Genomic DNA, 19,856 nt, shown 5'->3' on the forward strand with positions numbered 1-19,856 from the left:
CCTGCGCAATCATGCGTTGTGAGACGGGCGATTTACAAGCAGGGGGAAGAACTTAATCCTTCCCCCTGACGTGGGGTCACATGCGTTCAAAAATACCGGCAGCGCCCATGCCGGTGCCGACACACATCGTCACCATGCCGTACTTCAGGTTGCGACGGCGCAGGCCGTGCACGACGGTCGCGGCACGGATCGCGCCGGTCGCGCCCAGCGGGTGCCCCAGGGCGATCGCGCCGCCGAGCGGGTTGATCTTGCTGGTGTCCAGTCCCAGGTCCTGGATCACCGCCAGCGACTGCGCGGCAAACGCTTCGTTCAACTCGATCCAGTCGAGTTGGTCTTGCGTGAGCCCACCGGCCTTGAGCGCGGCGGGAATCGCTTCCTTCGGACCGATCCCCATGATCTCCGGCGGCACACCGCGCACGGCAAATGACACGAAGCGCGCCAGCGGCGTCAGATTGAACTGCTTGAGGATTTTTTCCGACACCAGGATCAGCGCACCCGAGCCATCCGACGTCTGCGAGCTGTTGCCGGCGGTCACGCTACCCTTGTTGGCAAACACGGCGCGCAGCTTGGCCAGCCCTTCAATCGACGTATCGGCACGCGGGCCTTCATCCAGCGACAGCGTGCGCGTCTTGATGTCGACAGCGCCCGTGCCGAGGTTCGGGAACTTCTCGATGATCTCGATCGGGGTGATCTCGTCCTTGAATTCGCCGGCTTGCTGCGCAGCGAGCGCCTTCTGATGCGACGCGAGCGAGAAAGCATCCTGCGCCTCGCGCGAAATCTTCCACTGCTGGGCGACCTTCTCGGCGGTCAGGCCCATGCCGTAGGCGATGCCGACATTCTCGTCGCGCGTGAAGATGTCCGGCGACATCGACGGCGAGTTGCCCATCATCGGCACCATGCTCATCGATTCGACACCGGCGGCGATCATCACATCGGATTCGCCCACGCGGATGCGGTCGGCAGCCATTGCCACGGCGGTCAGGCCCGAGGCGCAGAAGCGGTTGACGGTGACGCCGCCCACGGTGTTGGGCAGGCCGGCCAGCAGCGCGCCGATACGCGCCACGTTCAGGCCCTGCTGCGCTTCGGGAATCGCGCAGCCGACGATGGCGTCTTCGATCAGCGCCGGATCCAGGTTCGGCACCTGGGCGACAGCGCTCTTGAGGATGGTCGCCAGCAGGTCGTCCGGACGCAGGTTCTTGAGCGTGCCCTTCGGTGCCTTGCCGATCGGGGAACGCGTCGCGGCGACGATGTAGGCGTCTTGCAGTTGCTTGGTCATGATGAAACTCCTGTCTCTCTGTCGTCGCGGCAATCAGTTGCGCACCGGCTTGCCGGTCTGCAGCATGCCCATGATGCGTTCCTGGGTCTTGGAGCTGCCGAGCAGATCCACGAAGGCCTTGCGCTCCAGCGCCAGCAGCCATTCTTCGTCCACCAGCGCACCGGCTTCGACATCGCCGCCGCACACGGCTTCAGCAATGCGCGAGGCAATCGTGAAGTCGTGCTGCGAGATGAAACCGCCGTCACGCATGTTCACCAGCGACGCCTTGATCGTGGCGATGCCCGAACGGCCCGCCACCGGAATGCCCACCGGGCGCAGCGGTGCGCGGTAGCCCGAATCGGACAGCGCACGCACTTCGTTGCGTGCAACGTGCAGCAGCTCATGCACGTTGAAGACGATGGTGTCGGTCGGTTGCAGGTAGCCGATCTTCTGGGCGTCCAGCGCCGAAGACGACACCTTGGCCATGGCCGCCGCCTGGAAGCGGTTGGTCAGGAACGGCAGGATGTTCGTGCTGCCGGCTGCCTGCGCAGCCTTGGCTGCCGCCAGAGCCGCCTCCTTCAGGCCACCACCTGCCGGCACGAGGCCCACGCCCACCTCCACCAGGCCGATGTACGTTTCCAGCGCAGCCACACGCTTGGCCGAGTGCAGCAGCAGCTCGCATCCGCCGCCGAGCGCAATGCCCGACGCAGCCGAGACAACCGGCACGTTGGCGTACTTCACGCGCATCATGCCGTCCTGGAACTTCTTGACGAAGGGCTCGATGCCCTTGGCGCCGCCCATCATGAAGGCCGGCATGGCTTCTTCCAGGTTTGCACCGGCCGAGAACGGACCACCCGGTGCGCCCAGCTTGAGCGACGTCGGCTGCCACACCACCAGACCCTTGTAGCCAGCTTCCGCCAGATCAACCGCGCGCGTCAGACCGTCGATGACGCTCGGTCCGATCGTGTTCATCTTGCTCTTGAACGAGATGATCAGCACGTCGTCCTGACCGGCCGCGTCGTCCACCCAGATACGCACGGCGTCGTTCTCTTCGATCGTCTTGCCATACGTGAGCGGGTTCACCGCGGTCGCACCCTTGATCGGTGCACGGAACACCTGGCGGCCGTACACCGGCAGCGTGCTGCGTTGCAGGAACGTGCCCTGCTTGGCCGACCACGAACCCTGTGCCGAATGCACACCGCCGTTGTCTGCGACCGGACCGGAGAACACCCATTGCGGCAGCGGCGCATTCGAGAGCGCCTTGCCGGCTTCGATGTCTTCCTTCACCCACTCGGCCACCTGCTTCCAGCCGGCTTCTTGCCAGTCTTCGAACGGGCCGCTGTTCCAGCCGAAGCCCCAGCGGATCGCCAGATCGACTTCCGCTGCGGAATCCGCAATCTGCTCCAGGTACACGGCGATGTAATGGAACACGTCACGGAACACAGCCCACAGGAATTGCGCCTGCGGGTTGGTGGATTCGCGCAGCAGCTTCAGACGCTCGGCCGGCTCCTTCTTCAGGATGCGCACAACGATGTCGTCGGCCTTCTTGCCGCTCGGGCCGTACTGGCCGCTTTGCGGATCCAGCACCTTGATTTCCTTGCCTTCCTTCTTGTAGAAACCGGCGCCGGTCTTCTGGCCCAGGGCGCCCGCCTCCACCAGCTTGGCCAGCACGGGCGGCGTGGCGTAGACCGGTGCGAACGGATCGTCCTTCAGGTTGTCCTGCATCGTCTTGATGACGTGCGCCATCGTGTCGAGGCCCACCACGTCCGCCGTGCGGAACGTCGCCGACTTGGCGCGGCCCAGCTTCGAGCCCGTCAGGTCATCGACCACGTCAAACGGAATACCGTACTTGGCCGACTCGGCAAACACCGCCAGGATCGAGAAGATGCCGACGCGGTTGGCGATGAAGTTGGGGGTGTCCTTCGCGCGCACCACGCCCTTGCCGAGCGCGGAGGTGAGGAACGTTTCCAGCTTGTCGAGAATGTCGCCACGCGTGTGGGCAGTCGGGATCAGCTCGACCAGGTGCATGTAGCGCGGCGGGTTGAAGAAGTGCACGCCGCAGAAGCGCGACTTCAGCTCGGCGTCAAAACCCTCCGACAGTTCGGTGATCGACAGACCCGACGTGTTCGACGCGAAGATTGCGTGCGCAGCAATGTGCGGCGCGACCTTCTTGTACAGGTCGTGCTTCCAGTCCATGCGCTCGGCAATCGCTTCGATGACGAGGTCGCAGTCGCGCAGCTTCTCGATGTCGTCTTCGTAGTTCGCAGCCTGGATGAGGTTCGCGTCATCCTTGATGCCGAGCGGCGCCGGAGACAGCTTCTTCAGGTTTTCGATGGCCTTGAGCGCGATGCCGCTCTTCGGGCCTTCTTTGGCCGGAAGATCGAACAGCGTGACAGGGACCTTGGCATTGACCAGGTGCGCGGCAATCTGCGCACCCATCACGCCGGCGCCCAGCACGGCAACGCGCCGGACGAGGAAGTTGGAACGCTGGCCGGCCTGCGGCTGCGCGCTGGTGGGAAGTTCAGTGCGGGTCATGGTGTCCTCGCGGGAGGTGAGGAAGAGACGAGCGGGGCGACGGTCTTTGTGCGTCGCCCCGGGTGAGTGCGCCTGTTAGAACAGGTCGGCTTCGAGCGCCATCAGCGTCGCGCCGCCGGCGCGCGCCATGCGGATCTGCGAAGCCGTCTCGGGCAGCAGCTTGGCAAAGTAGAAGCGCGCCGTCGCGAGCTTGGCCTTGTAGAACGTGTCGCCGGTGCCTTGCTTCTCCAGCGCGATCTTCGCCATGCGGGCCCAGAAGTACGCAAACACGAGATGGCCAACGACACGCAGGTACGGCACAGCAGCAGCGCCGACTTCGTCCGGGTTCGCCATGGCCTTCATGCCGATTTCCATGGTCAGCTTCTGGACCTTGTCGCCGATGTCGGCCAGCGGGTTGATGAATTCCTGCATGGCTTCGTTGGTGCCTTCGGCTTCGACGAAGTCCTGCACCATCTTGCCGAACTTCTTCATCTTGGCGCCCATGTCGCCGAGGATCTTGCGACCGAGCAGGTCCAGCGACTGCACGGTGTTCGTGCCTTCGTAGATCATGTTGATGCGGGCGTCGCGCACGTACTGCTCCATGCCCCACTCGGAGATGTAGCCGTGTCCACCGAAGACCTGCATGCCTTCGTTGGTGGAGATGAACGCGTTGTCGCTCAGGAACGCCTTGGCGATCGGGGTCAGCAGCGCGACGAGGTCGGCCGCGTCCTTGCGCACGGCTTCGTCCGGATGCGACAGCTCACGGTCGATCTGCAGCGCGATCCAGTAGCTGAACGCACGGCCGCCCTCGGCATAGGCGCGCTGGGTCAGCAGCATGCGGCGCACATCCGGGTGCACGATGATGGGGTCGGCCGGCTTGTCCGGTGCCTTCGGACCCGACAGGCTGCGCATCTGCAGGCGCTCCTTGGCGTACGCCACGGAGTTCTGGTAGGCCACTTCGGTCAGGCCCAGGCTCTGCATGCCGACCCCCAGGCGTGCGGCGTTCATCATCACGAACATGGCGTTCAGGCCCTTGTTCGGCTCGCCGACCATCCAGCCCTTGGCGCCATCGAGGTTGATGACACACGTGGCGTTGCCGTGGATGCCCATCTTGTGTTCGATGGAGCCGCACTTCACGGTGTTGCGCTCGCCCGGGTTGCCGTCGGCATCGGGAATGAACTTCGGCACCACGAACAGCGAGATGCCCTTGGTGCCGCCCGGCGCGTCCGGCAGGCGGGCCAGCACCAGATGGATGATGTTTTCCGCCAGGTCATGCTCGCCTGCCGAGATGAAGATCTTCGTGCCGGTGATCGCGTACGAGCCATCGGCCAGCGGTTCGGCCTTGGTGCGCAGGATGCCGAGGTCGGTGCCGCAATGCGGCTCGGTCAGGCACATCGTGCCGGTCCACACACCCGACACCAGCTTGGGCAGGTAACGCTGCTTGAGCTCGTCGGTGCCGTGCGCATGCAGGGCTTCGTACGCGCCGTGCGACAGGCCCGGATACATCGTCCAGGCCTGGTTGGCCGAGTTCAGCATCTCGTACAGCGCATTGTTGATCAGGATCGGCAGGCCCTGGCCACCGTATTCCGGATCGCAGCCCAGCGCGGGCCAGCCGGCCTCCACGTACTGCTGATAGGCCTCCTTGAAGCCCTTTGGTGCGGTCACCACGCCGTCGCCGTGGTACGTGCAGCCTTCGCGGTCCCCGCTCTGGTTGAGCGGGAAGATGACTTCGGAGCAGAACTTGCCGGCTTCTTCGATCACCTGGTTGATGGTGTCGGCATCGATCTCCGCGTGCTGCGGCATCTCCTTCAGGTGGCCCTCGACGTCGAGAAGCTCGTGGAGGACAAACTGCATGTCGCGCAACGGTGCGGTGTATTGACCCATCTCTGGTGCTCCTTGGTGTGTGCCGCGCGACCCGCTAGGTGTGCGATGCCGCGTCAGGTTCGGTAAGACTGAATCAGTTTGTTGAGAGCCACCATGGCCAGTTCGGCGCTGTTGGGCAACCGCAGGAAACGCGCGTCGTGATGCAGGCCCAGTTCCAGGCCGTACATCTCGAAGAGCATCAGCTGCGGGTCCACTTCCGCACGCAGGTGGCCTTCTTCCTTTGCCTGCTCGATCGCGCGGGTCAGTGCCGCCCGCCAGATCGTCACGCTCTTGACGAGTTCGTCGCGTACCGGACTTTCGGCACGATCGTCGTACTCCACCGCGCCGCTGATGTAGATGCAGCCCGTGGTGACTTCCTGAATGCGGCGCTCCATCCAGCGTCGCACCATGCTCCACAGGCGCGGCAGACCGCGCGGTTCTTTCAAGCTGGGGTAGAAGACTTCCTGCTCGAACCGTTTGTGATACTCGCGAACCACTTCCACCTGCAGATCCTCGCGCGAGCCGAAGTGCGCGAACACCCCGCTCTTGCTCATCTGCATGCGCTCCGCGAGCACACCGATCGTCAATCCTTCCAGCCCGTCGCGCGAGGCCAATTCCAGCGCGGCATCGAGAATCGCCGCACGTGTCAGCTCGCCTTTGCGCATCGGCGTGGTGACTGCGTGATTGGATTCGAGACGAGCGGTCGGGTGACGCATGATGATTTCTCTCCGTTCTTTTCTGGGGCCTGACACGCTGGAATACGCTGGCAGAGCCAGCGCCCTGCAGGGCGCCTTTCGCGTGCCGGGCAGGACTGTAAACCAGCCTGCGCAAACACTCTAGCCCAAAATCGAACGGTCGTTCAATTATTTACAGGGCCCTGTTGACCGGCAAGTGTTTTATTAGAAAGCGACATCTAAATGAAGATGCCGGCTGCGCGTCTTTCGCAGCGCAGCGTGGAGCTCGTAGACCCTTTGTCTGCAACGCTTTGCAGGATGTGCACCGCACCTGGAATAAACGTGCGGCGCAGCCTCTCCGAGGGATTTTCTAGTGCTACCCGTCAGTACATAAACGGCAGAAATCACGCCGATGCGGAGTTCGCGCACATCGGACCGCGGCGGAAAATACGGGCATCCATTTCACGCAGATCGGCCGCCACGGCAACGTCGGCCGCACATTGAGCAAGCACGTCCCGCTGCAGGTCGATGCCGGGGGCGATCTCGGTGAGGGTCAGCCGCCGGCCGCCGCGGCCGTCGTCGCGCATCTCGAACACCGCCCGCTCGGTGACGTAGCGTACCGGGATGCCCGAGCTGGCCGCGTACTCGCCGTTGAAGGTGAGGTGCGAGACGGCCGGCACAATCTTCTTGAGCCGTCCTTCGCGCACGATGCGCAGCTTGCCGTCTTCCGCCTCGACCTGCAGGCCGCCGGCGGTGAGGGTGCCCATGAATACCACCGAACGTGCGCTCTGCGTGATATTGATGAAGCCGCCGACGCCAGCAACGACGGTATCGCCGCCTTCGCCGAACAGGCTCACGTTGACGTTGCCGGCGCCATCGAGTTCGGCCAATCCGAGGATGGCGAGGTCGATGCCGCCGCCCTCATAGAAATCGAACTGCGCGGGCTGGTCGACCACCGCCTCGGGATACGCGGAGGCGCCGAAGCTCAGGCCATCCGCAGGCGTGCCGCCAATGGGGCCGGCTTCCACGGTGAGCGTGAAACCCCGCGCCCCTTCCTGCTCGGCCAGCGCACCGACGGCTGCCGGCATGCCCACACCCAGGTTCACCACACGCGGCTGCTGCGCCATGAGCTCCAGCACCGCGCGTCGCTGCACCAGCGTGCGGGCGTCGAGCGCGCCGTGCAGATTGGCCTGCAGCGCTTCGCTGGCTTCGAGGGCGTCTTCCTTGAGCTGGAGGGCCTCGCCTTGCCAGGGGCGGATGTACGTTGGGTTGAAGGCCTCGCCGAAGGTCATCTGGTGCTCGGCTTCGTCTTCGGCAACCACCACGTAGTCTACGAGGATGCCGGGCACGTGGATCGCTTGCAGGTTGTCATGCCGATCCACCAGCCGGCGCACCTGCGCGATGACCATGCCGCCGGAGTTACGCGCCGCCTGCGCCATCGCCAGCAGCTCGTGGTGGAAGGCTTCTTCATGCGTGCTGATGTTGCCGCGCGGGTCGGCCGAGGTTCCGCGCAGGAAGACGCAGTGCAGGGGGAAGCTGGGGTAGAACAGGTAGTCTTCACCGCGAAAGCGCTCGTACTCGACCCACGAAGCGGTGCCCGCTGCCCGGGCCGCCTTCGCACGTGCATTGATGGCTGCGCCGTGATAGCGCGCGTCGAGCTCCGTGCGTGGGTCCACGAACGTGTGCAGTCCGATCTTGGTGAGGACGCCCGGCTTGCCGCCGGCGATGGCGCGGTACAGATGCGTGAGCACCCCCTGCGGCAGGTTGAACGCATCGCACTGCTCGGCGAGTGCCATGTCGGCCAGCCGCGTGGCGGAGCGCCAATGGCCGCCCACCACGCATCGCGTCATGCCCGGATTGCCGAAGTGGTTGACGCCGCGCGTGGCGCGATCGCCCTGCCCGGCGGAGTAAACCAACGTCAGATCGCGCGGCTCGCCGGTTGCCAGGAAACGACGTTCCAGCGCATGCGTGACGGCCTCGGCGTGGCCGGCGCCGACAAACCCCGCGCACGCGACCGTCCACCCAGGCTGCACCAGCCGGGCGGCTTCGTCGGCTGTGATGACTTGCATGTCTCCTCCGTCCTTGTTTGTTGTGTTGATGTCGGCGGCGCTAATACTGCGCCGCGCGCCCGCTGATGATGACGCCCAGCCGTACCACCTGGTAGGCGAACCAGTCGGCCAGGCGCCACCACCAGCGCCGCGCTGCGTGCGCGTCGGCCAGCACGCAGCGCCCGTGCTGCGCGATGGCCGCTTCGAGCGCGGCGCGCAACTCGTTGGCCACGGTGGCATCCCAGACCACCACGTTGGCCTCGCGCGCGAGCAGCAGGCTGAACGGGTCGATGTTGCTTGAGCCGACGGTCGCCCAGCGCTCGTCCACCACCGCCACCTTGGCGTGCAGGAAGCTGGCGGTGTATTCGTGGATCTCCACGCCGTCACGCAGCAGCATGTGATACAGCGAGCGTGTCGCGTAATGCTGCAGCCGGTATTCGACCTGGCCCTGCAGCAGCAGGCGCACGCGCACGCCCCTGTGCCGGCAGGCAGCCAGCGCGCGCATGAACCGCACGCCCGGCAGGAAATACGCGTTGGCGATGATCACCTCGTGCCGCGCCGTGCCCAGCGCGCGCAGGTATTCTCGCTCGATCGCGCGCCGGTTGCGCACGTTGTCGCGCAGGACCAGCGACGCCAGCACGCTGCCTGCCGCAGGTTCGCTCTCGCGACCGGATGCGCCACGATGACGGGGCCGCGGCGTATCGGTGATCAGCGGAAAATCGGCTGCCACGCCGGTCACGCCCACCTGCCGCATACCGGCGCGCACGCCCATCTGCCACCACAACCGGTCGGCCGTCAGCGCAATCTGCGCCACCAGCGGCCCGCGCACACGGACCGCAAAGTCATACCGCGGCCCCAGCGATGCATCGTCGAACGGCGCATGGTTGAGATCATCGATGATGTTGATCCCGCCGACGAACGCCACGTCGTCATCCACGACGGCGAGCTTGCGATGCAGGCGCCGCAGGTAGCGACGCTGCAGGCGAAAGCCGCGCACCGGCCGATAAACGCGCCACGTCACGCCCGCTGCGTCGAGCATCGCTGCGAGGTCGGGCGGCAGCGTTCCGGTTCCGAACCCGTCGATGGTCAAATGGACTTCGACGCCCCGCCGTGCAGCCCGCGCGAGCGCTTCTGTCACGCTGCGCCCGGCCGCATCGTCGGCGTAGATATACGTTTCGATCGCGACGCGGCGCGTGGCGCGATCGATCGCTTCGATCAGCGCGGGGAAGAATTCGCCGCCGCCGCACAGGAGGTCGACGTTGTTGCCCGGCAGGGGCTTACCCCGCCGCCATTCCGAACGCAGCGGCCCGGCATCATGCTGGCCCTTCATGGACGCGCCAGTTCTGCCAGCAGCGGCACGTGGTCGGAGCGCTGCGCCCATTCACGGCCGGTCAGCGCATGCGCGCGTTCGACCTCGAAGCCGCGCACGTAGATGCGGTCGAGCCGCAGCCAGGGCAGATGGCTGGGAAAGGTGCGCACGGGCCGCGCATCGGCGGCCTTGTCGGCCACTTCAACGGCGCCCAGGGCCTGGCAGATGACGCGGTCGAGACGGTTGTTCCAGTCGTTGAAATCGCCTGCCACCACGAGCGGCGCTTCTTTCGGCACCACGGCGCGCACGCGTTCGATCAGCGCCTCGGCCTGGCGCTGGCGGCTGCGTGCAAACAGGCCGAAGTGCGCGCACAGCAGATGCACGTCACCGAAGCCGAGATCGGTGACGGCGTGCAGCAGCCCGCGCTGCTCGAAGCGGTGGTCCGAGATGTCGAGGTTCTCCGACAGCAGGATCGGAAAGCGCGACAGGATGGCATTGCCGTGGTGCCCATACTCATACACGGCATTGCGGCCGTAGACCGTGTGCGGATACACATCGGTCGCGAGGTAGCGCAGCTGCGTGTAATTCGGGTCGAACAGTTCGGCGGCGACGAGGCGGTCGTTGCGGTCCTGCACTTCCTGCAGGAAGACGATGTCGGCGTCCATGGTGTGCAGGCCCTGCCGCACGTCATGCACGCGCACGCGGCGCGCGATGCCTGTCACGCCTTTGTGGATGTTGTAGGTGGCGACGCGCAGACGCAGCATGTCACACCTGATCCTTGACGAGCGCGGCCCGCCGCGCGGTGTAGGCAGCCAGCCGTTCCGGAAGCTGAAGGATGGCCTCGGCGTTGCTGCGCGAGAAGCAGCGCGCGGCGGCGTCTTCGTAGGGCAGCCATTCGGCCTGCAGGTGCTCACGCGGCGAGAGCCGGACCGGCACCTTCCCGCTCACCAGCAGCCCGAACCAATGCTCGGTATTGCGCGTGACGCCCGGCGCGTAGCGGTGCCGCCAGTGCGGGTAGATCTCGTATTCGATGTGGTGGCCCCAGTCGATCAGATGGTGCCCGGCCGCATCGATGCCGGTTTCCTCCAGCACCTCGCGGCGGGCGGTCTCGGCCAGGGGCTCGTCCAGCGCGTCGCAGCTGCCGGTGACCGACTGCCAGAAGCCCGGGTGGTCCGCCCGCTCCATCACCAACACATGCAGGTCGGGCGTGTGGATGACGACGAGGACGGAAACGGGAATCTTGTGCGGCATGTCAGGGGCGTTGCGGTGCACGGCGCGAACGCGCCGCAGGGCCATAGCTTACCGCAGCCAGAAGCGTGCCACCCTGACGGTCAGCGCGCCGTGGCAATCAGGCGGCTGACGAAGGGCCTTGGCCGGCACGTGCCCTGGCCAGCCACAATGCCGTGTCGTCCGCCGCGGTTTCGTGGCCAAGCTCGCGGCGTGCCGCGGCCAGCAGCGGATCGAGGGCCGCCGCGTAGTCTTCCGCGGCCCGCTGCGACTGGGCCCACAGCGCCTGGGCGCGGTCGGCAAGCTGTTGCCGCAGCGCGGCAAGCTGCGCGGTGAGCTCACGCTCGCGATTGCCCAGCACGTTGAACTTCTGGATAAGGAAACGCTGCACGTCGGTCTGTTCCGATTGCGCATTGGCCTGCTCGAAGCGCTCCACGATCACGGATGTTTCACGTTCGATACGATGCAGCTCGCCGGTGCCGTCGCGCTCGGCGGCTTCCAGCGCCTGGACGGCACGGCGCTCGGCGAGCAGGGCGCGCGCATGGTCGGCAAACCGCCGTTCGGCGGCGAGGTAGGCCTCGGCCAGCGGCCGCGGCGTGTCGTACACCATCGGATGCACAGGCGAATCGGGTGCGACGGCGGGCAGCGCCGTATCGGGCAGGCGAAGATTGGCGACGGCATGCAGCCACTGCATGCGCTCGGCGGATTGAAGGCTCAAGGCCCGCATCGCCTGTGCCAGCGCCGTGGAAGGGCCGGAGGGCATCGTGCCGGCCGGATGTGCGCCCTGCGCCGCTGCAGCAATGTCGGGGACACATGCGGCGACGGTCGTGGCGACAGCCTCGGTCATCGCCATGGCAGCGCGACGTGTGGCGCGGCGCAGTTCGACCCAGGCCAGCGCCATCATCACGAGTGCGGCTACCAGCCAGGTGAGCAGAAGTTCAGCATGCGCGGCCGCCCATACGCGCACAAAATCGACGAATTCCATCAGAACGGTCTCCTTTCGTTGTCACCCCGCGTGACTGCAACAAAAAGAGTGCGTTCAGCATGCAATGTTCCCGCGTCGGCACCGCACAAAGAACGAACCGCGCCGCCCTTGCGGGCTGGCGCGGTTGCCTTGAGGTGAAAGCCCGCGGGCAGTCAGGCGGTCGTTGCGGCCGTCGGCGCAGCTACCTTGCCCTCGGCGGCACGCAGGCGGATGTGCAGTTCGCGCAGTTGCTTCTCGTCGACCGGGCTCGGGGCCTGCGTGAGCAGATCCTGCGCACGCTGCGTCTTCGGGAAGGCAATGACATCGCGGATCGAATCGGCGCCGGCCATCATCGTGACGATGCGGTCCAGGCCGAACGCGATGCCACCATGCGGAGGCGCGCCATATTGCAGCGCATCCAGCAGGAAGCCAAACTTGGCACGCGCCTCTTCCTCGCCGATCTTCAGGGCACGGAAGACCTTGCTCTGGACTTCCTCCTGGAAGATCCGCACCGAGCCGCCGCCGATTTCCCAGCCGTTGAGGACCATGTCGTAGGCCTTGGCCAGGCACTTGCCCGGATCGGTCTCGAGGTATTCGAGATGCTCGTCCTTCGGGCTCGTGAACGGATGGTGCATCGCCACCCAGCGCGCGTCCTCCTCGTCGTACTCGAACATCGGGAAGTCCACCACCCACAGCGGCTTCCAGGCGTCTTCGAACAGGCCGTTGCTCTTGCCGAACTCCGAGTGGCCGATCTTCAGGCGCAGCGCGCCCATGGCGTCGTTGACGACCTTGGCACGGTCGGCACCGAAGAACAGGATGTCGCCATCCTGTGCGCCGCTGCGCTTCACGATCTCGGCGATGGCGGCGTCGTGCAGGTTCTTCACGATCGGCGATTGCAGGCCGTCGCGGCCCTTGGCCACTTCGTTGACCTTGATCCAGGCCAAGCCCTTGGCACCGTAGATTTCGACGAACTTGGTGTACGCGTCGATATCGCCGCGCGACAGCGAAGCACCGCCCGGCACGCGCAGTGCGACCACGCGGCCGCCTTCAGCGTTGGCCGGGCCGGAGAACACCTTGAAGTCGACGTCCTTCATGGCGTCGGTCAGCTCGGTGAATTCCAGCTTGACGCGCAGGTCCGGCTTGTCCGAGCCGAAACGGGCCATCGCCTCGCGGAACTCCATCACCGGGAACTTGGCGTCCAGCTCGACCGACATGGTGTTCTTGAACACCGTGCGGATCATCTCCTCGAACAGGTCGCGGATTTCCTGCTCGCCCAGGAACGAGGTCTCGCAGTCGATCTGGGTGAACTCGGGCTGGCGGTCGGCACGCAGGTCTTCGTCGCGGAAGCACTTGGTGATCTGGTAGTAGCGGTCGAAGCCCGACACCATCAGCATCTGCTTGAACAGCTGCGGTGACTGCGGCAGCGCAAAGAACTGACCGGCGTTCACACGCGAGGGCACGAGGTAATCGCGCGCGCCTTCGGGCGTGCTCTTGGTGAGCATCGGCGTTTCGATGTCGATGAAACCCTGCGCATCGAGGTACTTGCGCACTTCCATCGCGACCTTGTAGCGCAGGCGCAGGTTGTACTGCATCTGCGGGCGGCGCAGATCCAGGACGCGGTGCGTCAGGCGCGTGGTTTCCGACAGGTTGTCGTCGTCGAGCTGGAACGGCGGCGTGACGGAGGCATTCAGCACCGTCAGTTCATGGCACAGCACCTCCACCTTGCCGCTGGCCAGGTTGGCGTTCGTGGTGCCTTCCGGGCGGGCGCGCACGACCCCCTTCACCTGCAGGCAGAACTCGTTGCGCACGCCTTCGGCCACCTTGAACATCTCGGGGCGGTCCGGGTCGCAGACGATCTGGACCAGGCCTTCACGGTCGCGCAGGTCGATGAAGATCACCCCGCCGTGGTCGCGGCGGCGGTGCGCCCAGCCCGAGAGCGTGACGCTCTGGCCGAGCAGTTGTTCGGTGACCTGACCGCAGTATTGAGTACGCATTTGCATGTTGTGGTTTTCCGCGAAGCGCGCCGCCAACAGAGCGTCGCGCGTGAAAAGTTGAGGAAGGCTGGCAGGGTGATGCGCGCTGCCGGCCGAATACGTGATCAAGGGGCTGAGACGGCGCCGCCGGCATCGGGCAGCGCGGTCGGATTCGAGGGGTCGCGCGGCGATGCTGCCGGCGACCGGTCCTCCGTCTGTTGAGAGGCATCGGGCGGGTCCATGCGGCGCGGCAACGCTTCAGGCGCCACCACACCCATCGACACGATGTACTTGAGCGCCGCATCCACCGTCATGTCCAGCTCGATGGTATCGGCCTTGGGCATCATCAGGAAGAAGCCCGACGTCGGGTTCGGCGTGGTCGGCACATACACGCTGACGTACTCGCCTTGCAGGTGGTTTTCAACATCCCCGCCAGGGCGGCCGGTCAGGAAGGCGATCGTCCAAGACCCTTCGCGCGGGTACTGCACCAGCAGCGCCTTGCGGAACGCATTGCCGTTGGACGACAGCAGCGTGTCGGACACCTGCTTCACGCTCGAATAGATCGGGCCGACCACCGGAATGCGGCCCACCAGCGCTTCCCACCACGTCACCAGCTTCTGGCCGATGAAATTGTGCGCTGCCACACCGACGATCAGGATGAACGCCAGGGTGAGGATCGCGCCCACACCGGGGATACGCCGGCCGAACAGCTGATCGGGCTGCCAGGCCGACGGCAGCAGCGCCAGGCTCTGGTCCATCGTGCCGATGATGAGTGACAGCACCCACAGCGTGATCGCAAGCGGGACGAGCACCAGAAGACCGGTCAGGAACCACGTCTTGAGTGCGCTGGTTTTTTGTTTCATGGAGTGGCGGGCCGAGAGATGAGCGACGCGTTCAGTGGCACGCGCACGACGTGCCGCAACCGCCGGAGGCCGCCGGGGCGGCGCTGGCAGCCGACGACGCACTCTCCGACGAAGCCGCCGGCGCGGCGGCAGACGCTGCGGCGTCCGTCTTGGCGCCCGTGCCGGCAGCCGACGTGCCGCCCGAACCGCCGCGGAAATCCGTTACATACCAGCCCGAACCCTTGAGCTGGAAGCCCGCGGCAGTCAGCTGCTTCTTGAATGCCGGCGCACCGCAGGCGGGGCAATCGGTGAGCGGCGCGTCGCTCATCTTCTGCAGCACATCCTTGGCGTGGCCGCAGGCGTCGCATCGATAAGCATAGATCGGCATGGTGTCCTCACCCTGAAACAAACGAAGTCGAGAAAGCGATTGGAGAATATGCCTGCGCAACGCACGAACACGGCGCGGAACGCGCACAGGCTCGCGGAAGATCAGGGCAGACGCGCCGATTGCAAGTACCGGCGCGCAAAGCCTTGAATTATAAACCCTTTCGAGGAAATTCCCGACCGCCCATGCAGAACCGGCGATGGCCACGCGCCATAAAGTGGCACACCGTACACGCCGCGTGCAACCGCCTCAGCTTTGCGTGGCCGCGTTGATGGTCGGAGCGCGATTCTCGATCCACTGCGGGCCCAGCGAGCCGAGGATCATGGCGCTCAGGCTGGCCAGCAAGCCGACCAACTGTGGCGGAAGCGCCGCATCCGGATGGAACACCTCGCATCCGATCCAGACCGCCAGACCGACGACGATGGCTAGCAGGCCGCCCTGCTTCGTCGCGCGCTTCCAGAAGAGGCCGAAGGCCAGTGGCACGAACGCCGCCACCAGTGTGACCTTGTAGGCGCTCTCGACCATATGGAAGATCGACAGGTGCGAATTCAGCGCAAAGAGCGTCACCAGCACGGTGAACGTGAGGACCACGGCCTGCATCACGCGCAGGAAGCGCTTGTCCTCCATGTTCGGGAGCAGCGGGCGCAGCACGTTTTCGGCGAATGTGACCGACGGTGCAAGCAGCGTCGCGCTCGCGCAGCTCTTGATGGCCGAGAGCAGCGCACCGAAGAACATCACCTGCGCAAATACAGGCGCATGCTGCAGCACCAGGTTGGGCAGGATCAGCTGCGAGTCCTTTTCGATGTACTGCTTGACCATCTCGGGGTCGATCAGCGTGGCCGAGTACGCCAGGAACATCGGCACGAACGCGAACATGAAATACAGCACGCCGCCCAGCACCGAAGCGGCTCCGGCAATGCGCTCCGTGCGCGAGGACGTGACGCGCTGGAACACGTCCTGCTGCGGGATCGAGCCGAGCATCATGGTGATCCACGCCGTTGCAAACCCGATGATCTCGATGGGATTGAGCGATGGCCAGAAGGAGAACTTGCCCGAAGCCGCCGCGTGCGCCACCACGGTGCCGACGCCGCCGGCCTGGCCCGACACTTCCCAGCCGATGTACAGCATGCCGATCACGATGATGATCATCTGGATGAAGTCAGTCACCGCCACCGACCACATGCCGCCGAACAACGTGTACACCAGCACGCTGCCCGCGCCGATCATCATGCCCAGCTCCTGCGAGACCGCGCCGTCCGACACCGTATAGAACACCAGGCCGAGCGCCTTGATCTGCGCCGCCACCCAGCCCAGGTACGACACGACAATGCACAGGGTGGTGAGCGTCTCTGCCAGGCGCCCAAAGCGGTTGCGGTAGAAGTCGCCAATGGTGAGCAGGTTCATCCGGTACAGCGGCTTGGCAAAGAACAAGCCCACCAGCACCAGGCACAGCGATGAACCGAACGGGTCCGCCACCACGCCATGGAGGCCGTCCTTGAGAAACTCTGCGGGGATGCCCAGCACAGCTTCGGAACCGAACCAGGTAGCGAACACCGTGGCGGTCACGACATAGAACGGCAGACTGCGCCCGGCCACGGCAAAGTCGGCGGTATTGCGCACGCGCAGCGCGGCCCATAGGCCGATCCCGACCGAAATCACCCAGTAAATAATGACAAACCAGATCAGCATGGCACGCGCGAAAGAGGCTGGAAATCCCATCGGCGGCCAGGGGCGCCGGGCGAAATGGCGGGATTATAGCGATGGGACTGTGCGCCGGGGCATTGGTGCGACCACGAATGCCGGCGTTTTGCTGTTTTTTTACGCAGGGCCCCGCGACGGGCGGCGGCAGGCTTTTTTCGGACCGGCGCCTATGTTGCTTTGCACCAACAGCCAGACCCGCCGCGTTGCCGTTCAGTCGGCGCGGCGCCGCCAGACCTGCCAGCGCTCACGTCCCGCAAAGACCGGAATCGACTCGGTTTCGGCGATCGGCGTGTCGCTGATGCGTTCGAAGCTCGGCGAGAGCAGCGCGTCCAGTTCGGGCTGCGTGGTTTCGAACGGCGGCCCCTTGGGCACGGCCTCCCTGCCCTCGACCACGGCAAAAAACCCGGCCAGCAAGCCGCCTGGCGGCAGAAGCGCTGCGACCTGCGCGGCGTAGCCGGGCCAGAGCCGGCGCGGCATGGCGCACAGAAACGCGCGTTCGTAAATCCACTGCACCGGACGGCGCGGCGCAAAGCGGAAGAAATCGGCCAGCTCCACCACATCGGCGTGCGGGCCGAGGATGGCCTGGGCGGACGCCACGGCACTCGGTGCAAAATCAATCGCGGTGACCGGCCAGCCGCGCTCGGCGAGCCACCCGGCCTCGTAGGCATTGCCGCAACCGGGAATCAGCGTAGAAAGCGGCGTGGGCTGCGCCTCGCAAAATTGCCGAAACGCGTTTGGCACGCCGCGGGCGTCCCAGGGCGTGTGCCCGCGGCTGAAGCGCTCGTCCCAGAAGGCCGGGTCGGCGGCGTCGCGGGTTTGGAAGACGGGCGGTTCAGCCATGGCAGCGCGAGGATCAGGGATCAATGCCGGGCCAGCCACGCCAACACGTGCGTGGCGATGATGCCGACGGCAAAACCGCCGACGAACAGCAGCGCCGCCGACAGCAAGCGATTGGTGCGCCGCTGTTCGGCCAGCAGCGCAGTCAGCGCCGCCGTCTGCGCATGGCCGTCGTCGCGCGCGTGGCGATCCAGGATCTGGTGCATCAGGCGCGGGAAGTCGGGCAGCTTGTTGGCCCACTGTGGTGCTTCCACCTTCAGGCGGTCGACAAAGCCGCGCCAGCCGACCTGCTCGTGCATCCAGCGCTCGAGGAAGGGCTTGGCGGTCTTCCACAGGTCGAGATCCGGATCGAGCTGGCGGCCGAGGCCTTCCACGTTGAGCAGCGTCTTCTGCAGCAGGACGAGCTGCGGCTGCACCTCCACGTTGAAGCGGCGCGAGGTCTGGAACAAACGCATCAGCACGAGGCCCAGCGAGATCTCGCCGAGCGGCCGGTCGAAATACGGCTCGCAGCACGCGCGGATGGCGCCTTCCAGTTCCTCGACGCGGGTCTCTTCCGGCGCCCAGCCTGACTCGATGTGCAGCACCGCGACGCGATGGTAGTCGCGCTGGAAGAACGCCAGGAAGTTCTGGGCGAGGTAGTTCTTGTCGAACTCCGACAACGCGCCGACGATGCCGAAATCCAGCGCGATATAGCGACCCAGCGTCTCGGGCGCCACACTCACGAGGATGTTGCCGGGGTGCATGTCGGCGTGGAAGAAACCGTCGCGGAAGACCTGCGTGAAGAAGATCTCCACGCCGTCGCGCGCGAGCTTGTGCATGTCCACGCCGGCCGCGCGCAGCTCTTCGGTGTGCGAAATGCGCACGCCGTGCATGCGCTCCATCACAAAGACTTCCGACGTGCACCAGTCCCAGAACACCTCGGGCACCAGCAGCAGATCCGACTTGGCGAAGTTGCGGCGCAGCTGGCTGGCGTTGGCCGCCTCGCGCATCAGGTCCAGCTCGTCGTGCAGGTACTTGTCGAACTCGGCGACGACCTCGCGTGGCTTGAGGCGCTTGGCGTCGGCCCACAGTTTTTCCATCCACGTGGCCAGGTCCCGCATGAGGGCGAGATCGCTGTCGATGACCGGCAACATGCCCGGGCGCAACACCTTGACGGCGACCTCCCGGCCATCGCACGGGCCACCGCGCAACGTCGCGAAATGCACCTGCGCAATCGATGCGCTTGCCACCGGATGATGGTCAAAGCGATGGAACAGCGCCGACAGCGGTTTGCCCAGCGACTTCTCGACGATGGCCGCCGCCACCTTGGGGTCGAACGGCGGCACGCGGTCCTGCAGCTTGGCCAGTTCGTCGGCCACATCGGGCGGCAGCAAGTCACGCCGCGTCGACAGCACCTGCCCGAACTTCACGAAGATCGGACCGAGCTGCTCGAGCGCCAGCCGCAGACGCTCGCCACGCGGGCGCTTCGGCTTGCGGCCGAGCGTCAGCAGCCAGACCAGCGCGCGGATGCGACGGCTCTTGAAACCCGACAGTGCGAGCTGATCCAGCCCGTAGTACAGGATGACGAAGACGATCTTGCCCAGCCGAAGGAGACGCGTCATGCCAATTCACCCCGACGTCGCATCTCGGCTGCGGGGCGCGAACGTGCCTCGAGCCGTTCCAGGCGCTTGGCGAGCCGCGCCTCGGCATCGCGCAGCGCGGCCACGTCGGCGGCAAACTGCGCCAGGCGCGCGTGTCGGACGAGCGTGGGTCGCTCATCGGTCAGGTACGACGCAACCGATTCCGCCAACGAACGGCCGACGCGGGCGGCCTCGATGCGCGCAGCCTGGGCACCGCTCACCATGCGCTGCGCGATCACGTCGCCGAAGACCCGCGACAGATCTTCCGCCGCATCCCAGCGCAGGTTTCGCAGCAGCGTCGAGAGCGCGTTGGCGAACTCCGCTTCACCGTCGATGCGCACATGCTTGAGCACAGCCGCCTGGCCGCCGGTGGCGTAATCGCTGGCCGCGGCTGCAAGCGGCACCACCACCGTCACGGCGGGTTCGACATCGGCCGCCGGCGCGATCACCAGGCCGGCCGCGTCCACCTGCAGCGTGATCGACAGGGGCGCCAGATCGAATTGGGCCGCGCGGCCCGCAAACGGCCGTAGCATCTCCTGGGCCCAAGGCTCCTGACGCAGCAGGTGATTGAGCGCAAGCAGCAACGGCTGCATCAGCACGGACGGAAACGGAGACGAGGAGGCTGTCGATGACATGCAGTGGTGA

Annotated in this window: 16 protein-coding genes; all 16 read right to left on the minus strand. The window is 65.7% G+C overall.

Annotated features, from left to right (window positions below; translation table 11 throughout):
• Positions 1 to 76 precede the first annotated feature (76 nt).
• The 16 genes from KHN96_RS12330 to KHN96_RS12405 all read right to left on the minus strand — a co-directional run bounded on the left by KHN96_RS12330 (position 77) and on the right by KHN96_RS12405 (position 19,846).
• Positions 77 to 1,276 carry an acetyl-CoA C-acyltransferase gene (locus KHN96_RS12330; protein ID WP_062739067.1) on the minus strand — a complete coding sequence of 400 codons (1,200 nt, stop codon included), beginning with the start codon at positions 1,274 to 1,276 and terminating at the stop codon, positions 77 to 79.
• 33 nt (positions 1,277 to 1,309) lie between these two features.
• A complete protein-coding gene (locus tag KHN96_RS12335; RefSeq protein WP_062739068.1) occupies positions 1,310 to 3,790 on the minus strand; it encodes a 3-hydroxyacyl-CoA dehydrogenase/enoyl-CoA hydratase family protein in 2,481 nt (826 codons plus the stop codon).
• Positions 3,791 to 3,865: 75 nt separating this feature from the next.
• The gene (locus tag KHN96_RS12340; RefSeq protein WP_062739069.1) at positions 3,866 to 5,653 is read right to left on the minus strand and encodes an acyl-CoA dehydrogenase C-terminal domain-containing protein; all 1,788 of its coding nucleotides are present in this window, start codon (positions 5,651 to 5,653) and stop codon (positions 3,866 to 3,868) included.
• Between the two features lie 53 nt (positions 5,654 to 5,706).
• Positions 5,707 to 6,297: a TetR/AcrR family transcriptional regulator gene (locus KHN96_RS12345; RefSeq protein WP_045787761.1), complete on the minus strand. Its 591-nt coding sequence runs from the start codon at positions 6,295 to 6,297 to the stop codon at positions 5,707 to 5,709.
• 413 nt (positions 6,298 to 6,710) lie between these two features.
• Positions 6,711 to 8,375, minus strand: coding sequence for an acyl CoA:acetate/3-ketoacid CoA transferase (locus KHN96_RS12350; protein WP_062739070.1), 1,665 nt, complete (start codon positions 8,373 to 8,375; stop codon positions 6,711 to 6,713).
• Between the two features lie 40 nt (positions 8,376 to 8,415).
• Positions 8,416 to 9,684, minus strand: coding sequence for a cardiolipin synthase ClsB (clsB, locus tag KHN96_RS12355; protein ID WP_062739071.1), 1,269 nt, complete (start codon positions 9,682 to 9,684; stop codon positions 8,416 to 8,418).
• Positions 9,681 to 10,427, minus strand: a complete 747-nt coding sequence (locus KHN96_RS12360; protein WP_045785791.1) for an endonuclease/exonuclease/phosphatase family protein — start codon at positions 10,425 to 10,427, stop codon at positions 9,681 to 9,683. Before KHN96_RS12360 ends, clsB begins: the two co-directional genes overlap by 4 nt.
• 1 nt (position 10,428) lies before the next feature.
• Positions 10,429 to 10,914, minus strand: a complete 486-nt coding sequence (gene nudB / locus KHN96_RS12365) for a dihydroneopterin triphosphate diphosphatase (RefSeq protein WP_045787760.1) — start codon at positions 10,912 to 10,914, stop codon at positions 10,429 to 10,431.
• Between the two features lie 97 nt (positions 10,915 to 11,011).
• Entirely contained in the window at positions 11,012 to 11,878 is an 867-nt protein-coding gene (locus KHN96_RS12370; protein WP_181817421.1) for a hypothetical protein, read from the minus strand.
• 149 nt (positions 11,879 to 12,027) lie between these two features.
• A complete protein-coding gene (gene aspS / locus KHN96_RS12375; protein WP_045787759.1) occupies positions 12,028 to 13,854 on the minus strand; it encodes an aspartate--tRNA ligase in 1,827 nt (608 codons plus the stop codon).
• A 98-nt stretch (positions 13,855 to 13,952) separates the two neighbouring features.
• Positions 13,953 to 14,690, minus strand: a complete 738-nt coding sequence (locus KHN96_RS12380) for a DUF502 domain-containing protein (protein WP_045785789.1) — start codon at positions 14,688 to 14,690, stop codon at positions 13,953 to 13,955.
• Between the two features lie 31 nt (positions 14,691 to 14,721).
• Positions 14,722 to 15,057: an FmdB family zinc ribbon protein gene (locus KHN96_RS12385; RefSeq protein WP_045787758.1), complete on the minus strand. Its 336-nt coding sequence runs from the start codon at positions 15,055 to 15,057 to the stop codon at positions 14,722 to 14,724.
• A gap of 246 nt (positions 15,058 to 15,303) precedes the next feature.
• Positions 15,304 to 16,743, minus strand: a complete 1,440-nt coding sequence (locus KHN96_RS12390; protein ID WP_115043824.1) for a high affinity choline transporter 1 — start codon at positions 16,741 to 16,743, stop codon at positions 15,304 to 15,306.
• 222 nt (positions 16,744 to 16,965) lie between these two features.
• Positions 16,966 to 17,595 (minus strand): class I SAM-dependent methyltransferase, encoded by a 630-nt coding sequence (locus KHN96_RS12395; protein ID WP_062739073.1) that lies wholly within the window; start codon positions 17,593 to 17,595, stop codon positions 16,966 to 16,968.
• A 20-nt stretch (positions 17,596 to 17,615) separates the two neighbouring features.
• The gene (gene ubiB, locus KHN96_RS12400; protein WP_045785786.1) at positions 17,616 to 19,193 is read right to left on the minus strand and encodes a ubiquinone biosynthesis regulatory protein kinase UbiB; all 1,578 of its coding nucleotides are present in this window, start codon (positions 19,191 to 19,193) and stop codon (positions 17,616 to 17,618) included.
• Positions 19,190 to 19,846: a ubiquinone biosynthesis accessory factor UbiJ gene (locus KHN96_RS12405; protein WP_045785785.1), complete on the minus strand. Its 657-nt coding sequence runs from the start codon at positions 19,844 to 19,846 to the stop codon at positions 19,190 to 19,192. Before KHN96_RS12405 ends, ubiB begins: the two co-directional genes overlap by 4 nt.
• Positions 19,847 to 19,856: the final 10 nt, after the last annotated feature.

This window comes from Ralstonia mannitolilytica (assembly GCF_905397375.1).
Classification (GTDB): domain Bacteria; phylum Pseudomonadota; class Gammaproteobacteria; order Burkholderiales; family Burkholderiaceae; genus Ralstonia; species Ralstonia mannitolilytica.

Coding starts and splice junctions, on each gene's coding strand:
- clsB (WP_062739071.1), bottom strand. CDS start 9,684: ATGAAGGGCCAGCATGATGCCGGGCCGCTGCGTTCGGAATGGCGGCGG.
- KHN96_RS12385 (WP_045787758.1), bottom strand. CDS start 15,057: ATGCCGATCTATGCTTATCGATGCGACGCCTGCGGCCACGCCAAGGAT.
- aspS (WP_045787759.1), bottom strand. CDS start 13,854: ATGCAAATGCGTACTCAATACTGCGGTCAGGTCACCGAACAACTGCTC.
- KHN96_RS12330 (WP_062739067.1), bottom strand. CDS start 1,276: ATGACCAAGCAACTGCAAGACGCCTACATCGTCGCCGCGACGCGTTCC.
- KHN96_RS12350 (WP_062739070.1), bottom strand. CDS start 8,375: ATGCAAGTCATCACAGCCGACGAAGCCGCCCGGCTGGTGCAGCCTGGG.
- KHN96_RS12395 (WP_062739073.1), bottom strand. CDS start 17,595: ATGGCTGAACCGCCCGTCTTCCAAACCCGCGACGCCGCCGACCCGGCC.
- KHN96_RS12345 (WP_045787761.1), bottom strand. CDS start 6,297: ATGCGCAAAGGCGAGCTGACACGTGCGGCGATTCTCGATGCCGCGCTG.
- nudB (WP_045787760.1), bottom strand. CDS start 10,914: ATGCCGCACAAGATTCCCGTTTCCGTCCTCGTCGTCATCCACACGCCC.
- KHN96_RS12335 (WP_062739068.1), bottom strand. CDS start 3,790: ATGACCCGCACTGAACTTCCCACCAGCGCGCAGCCGCAGGCCGGCCAG.
- KHN96_RS12405 (WP_045785785.1), bottom strand. CDS start 19,846: ATGTCATCGACAGCCTCCTCGTCTCCGTTTCCGTCCGTGCTGATGCAG.
- KHN96_RS12340 (WP_062739069.1), bottom strand. CDS start 5,653: ATGGGTCAATACACCGCACCGTTGCGCGACATGCAGTTTGTCCTCCAC.
- ubiB (WP_045785786.1), bottom strand. CDS start 19,193: ATGACGCGTCTCCTTCGGCTGGGCAAGATCGTCTTCGTCATCCTGTAC.
- KHN96_RS12380 (WP_045785789.1), bottom strand. CDS start 14,690: ATGAAACAAAAAACCAGCGCACTCAAGACGTGGTTCCTGACCGGTCTT.
- KHN96_RS12390 (WP_115043824.1), bottom strand. CDS start 16,743: ATGCTGATCTGGTTTGTCATTATTTACTGGGTGATTTCGGTCGGGATC.
- KHN96_RS12360 (WP_045785791.1), bottom strand. CDS start 10,427: ATGCTGCGTCTGCGCGTCGCCACCTACAACATCCACAAAGGCGTGACA.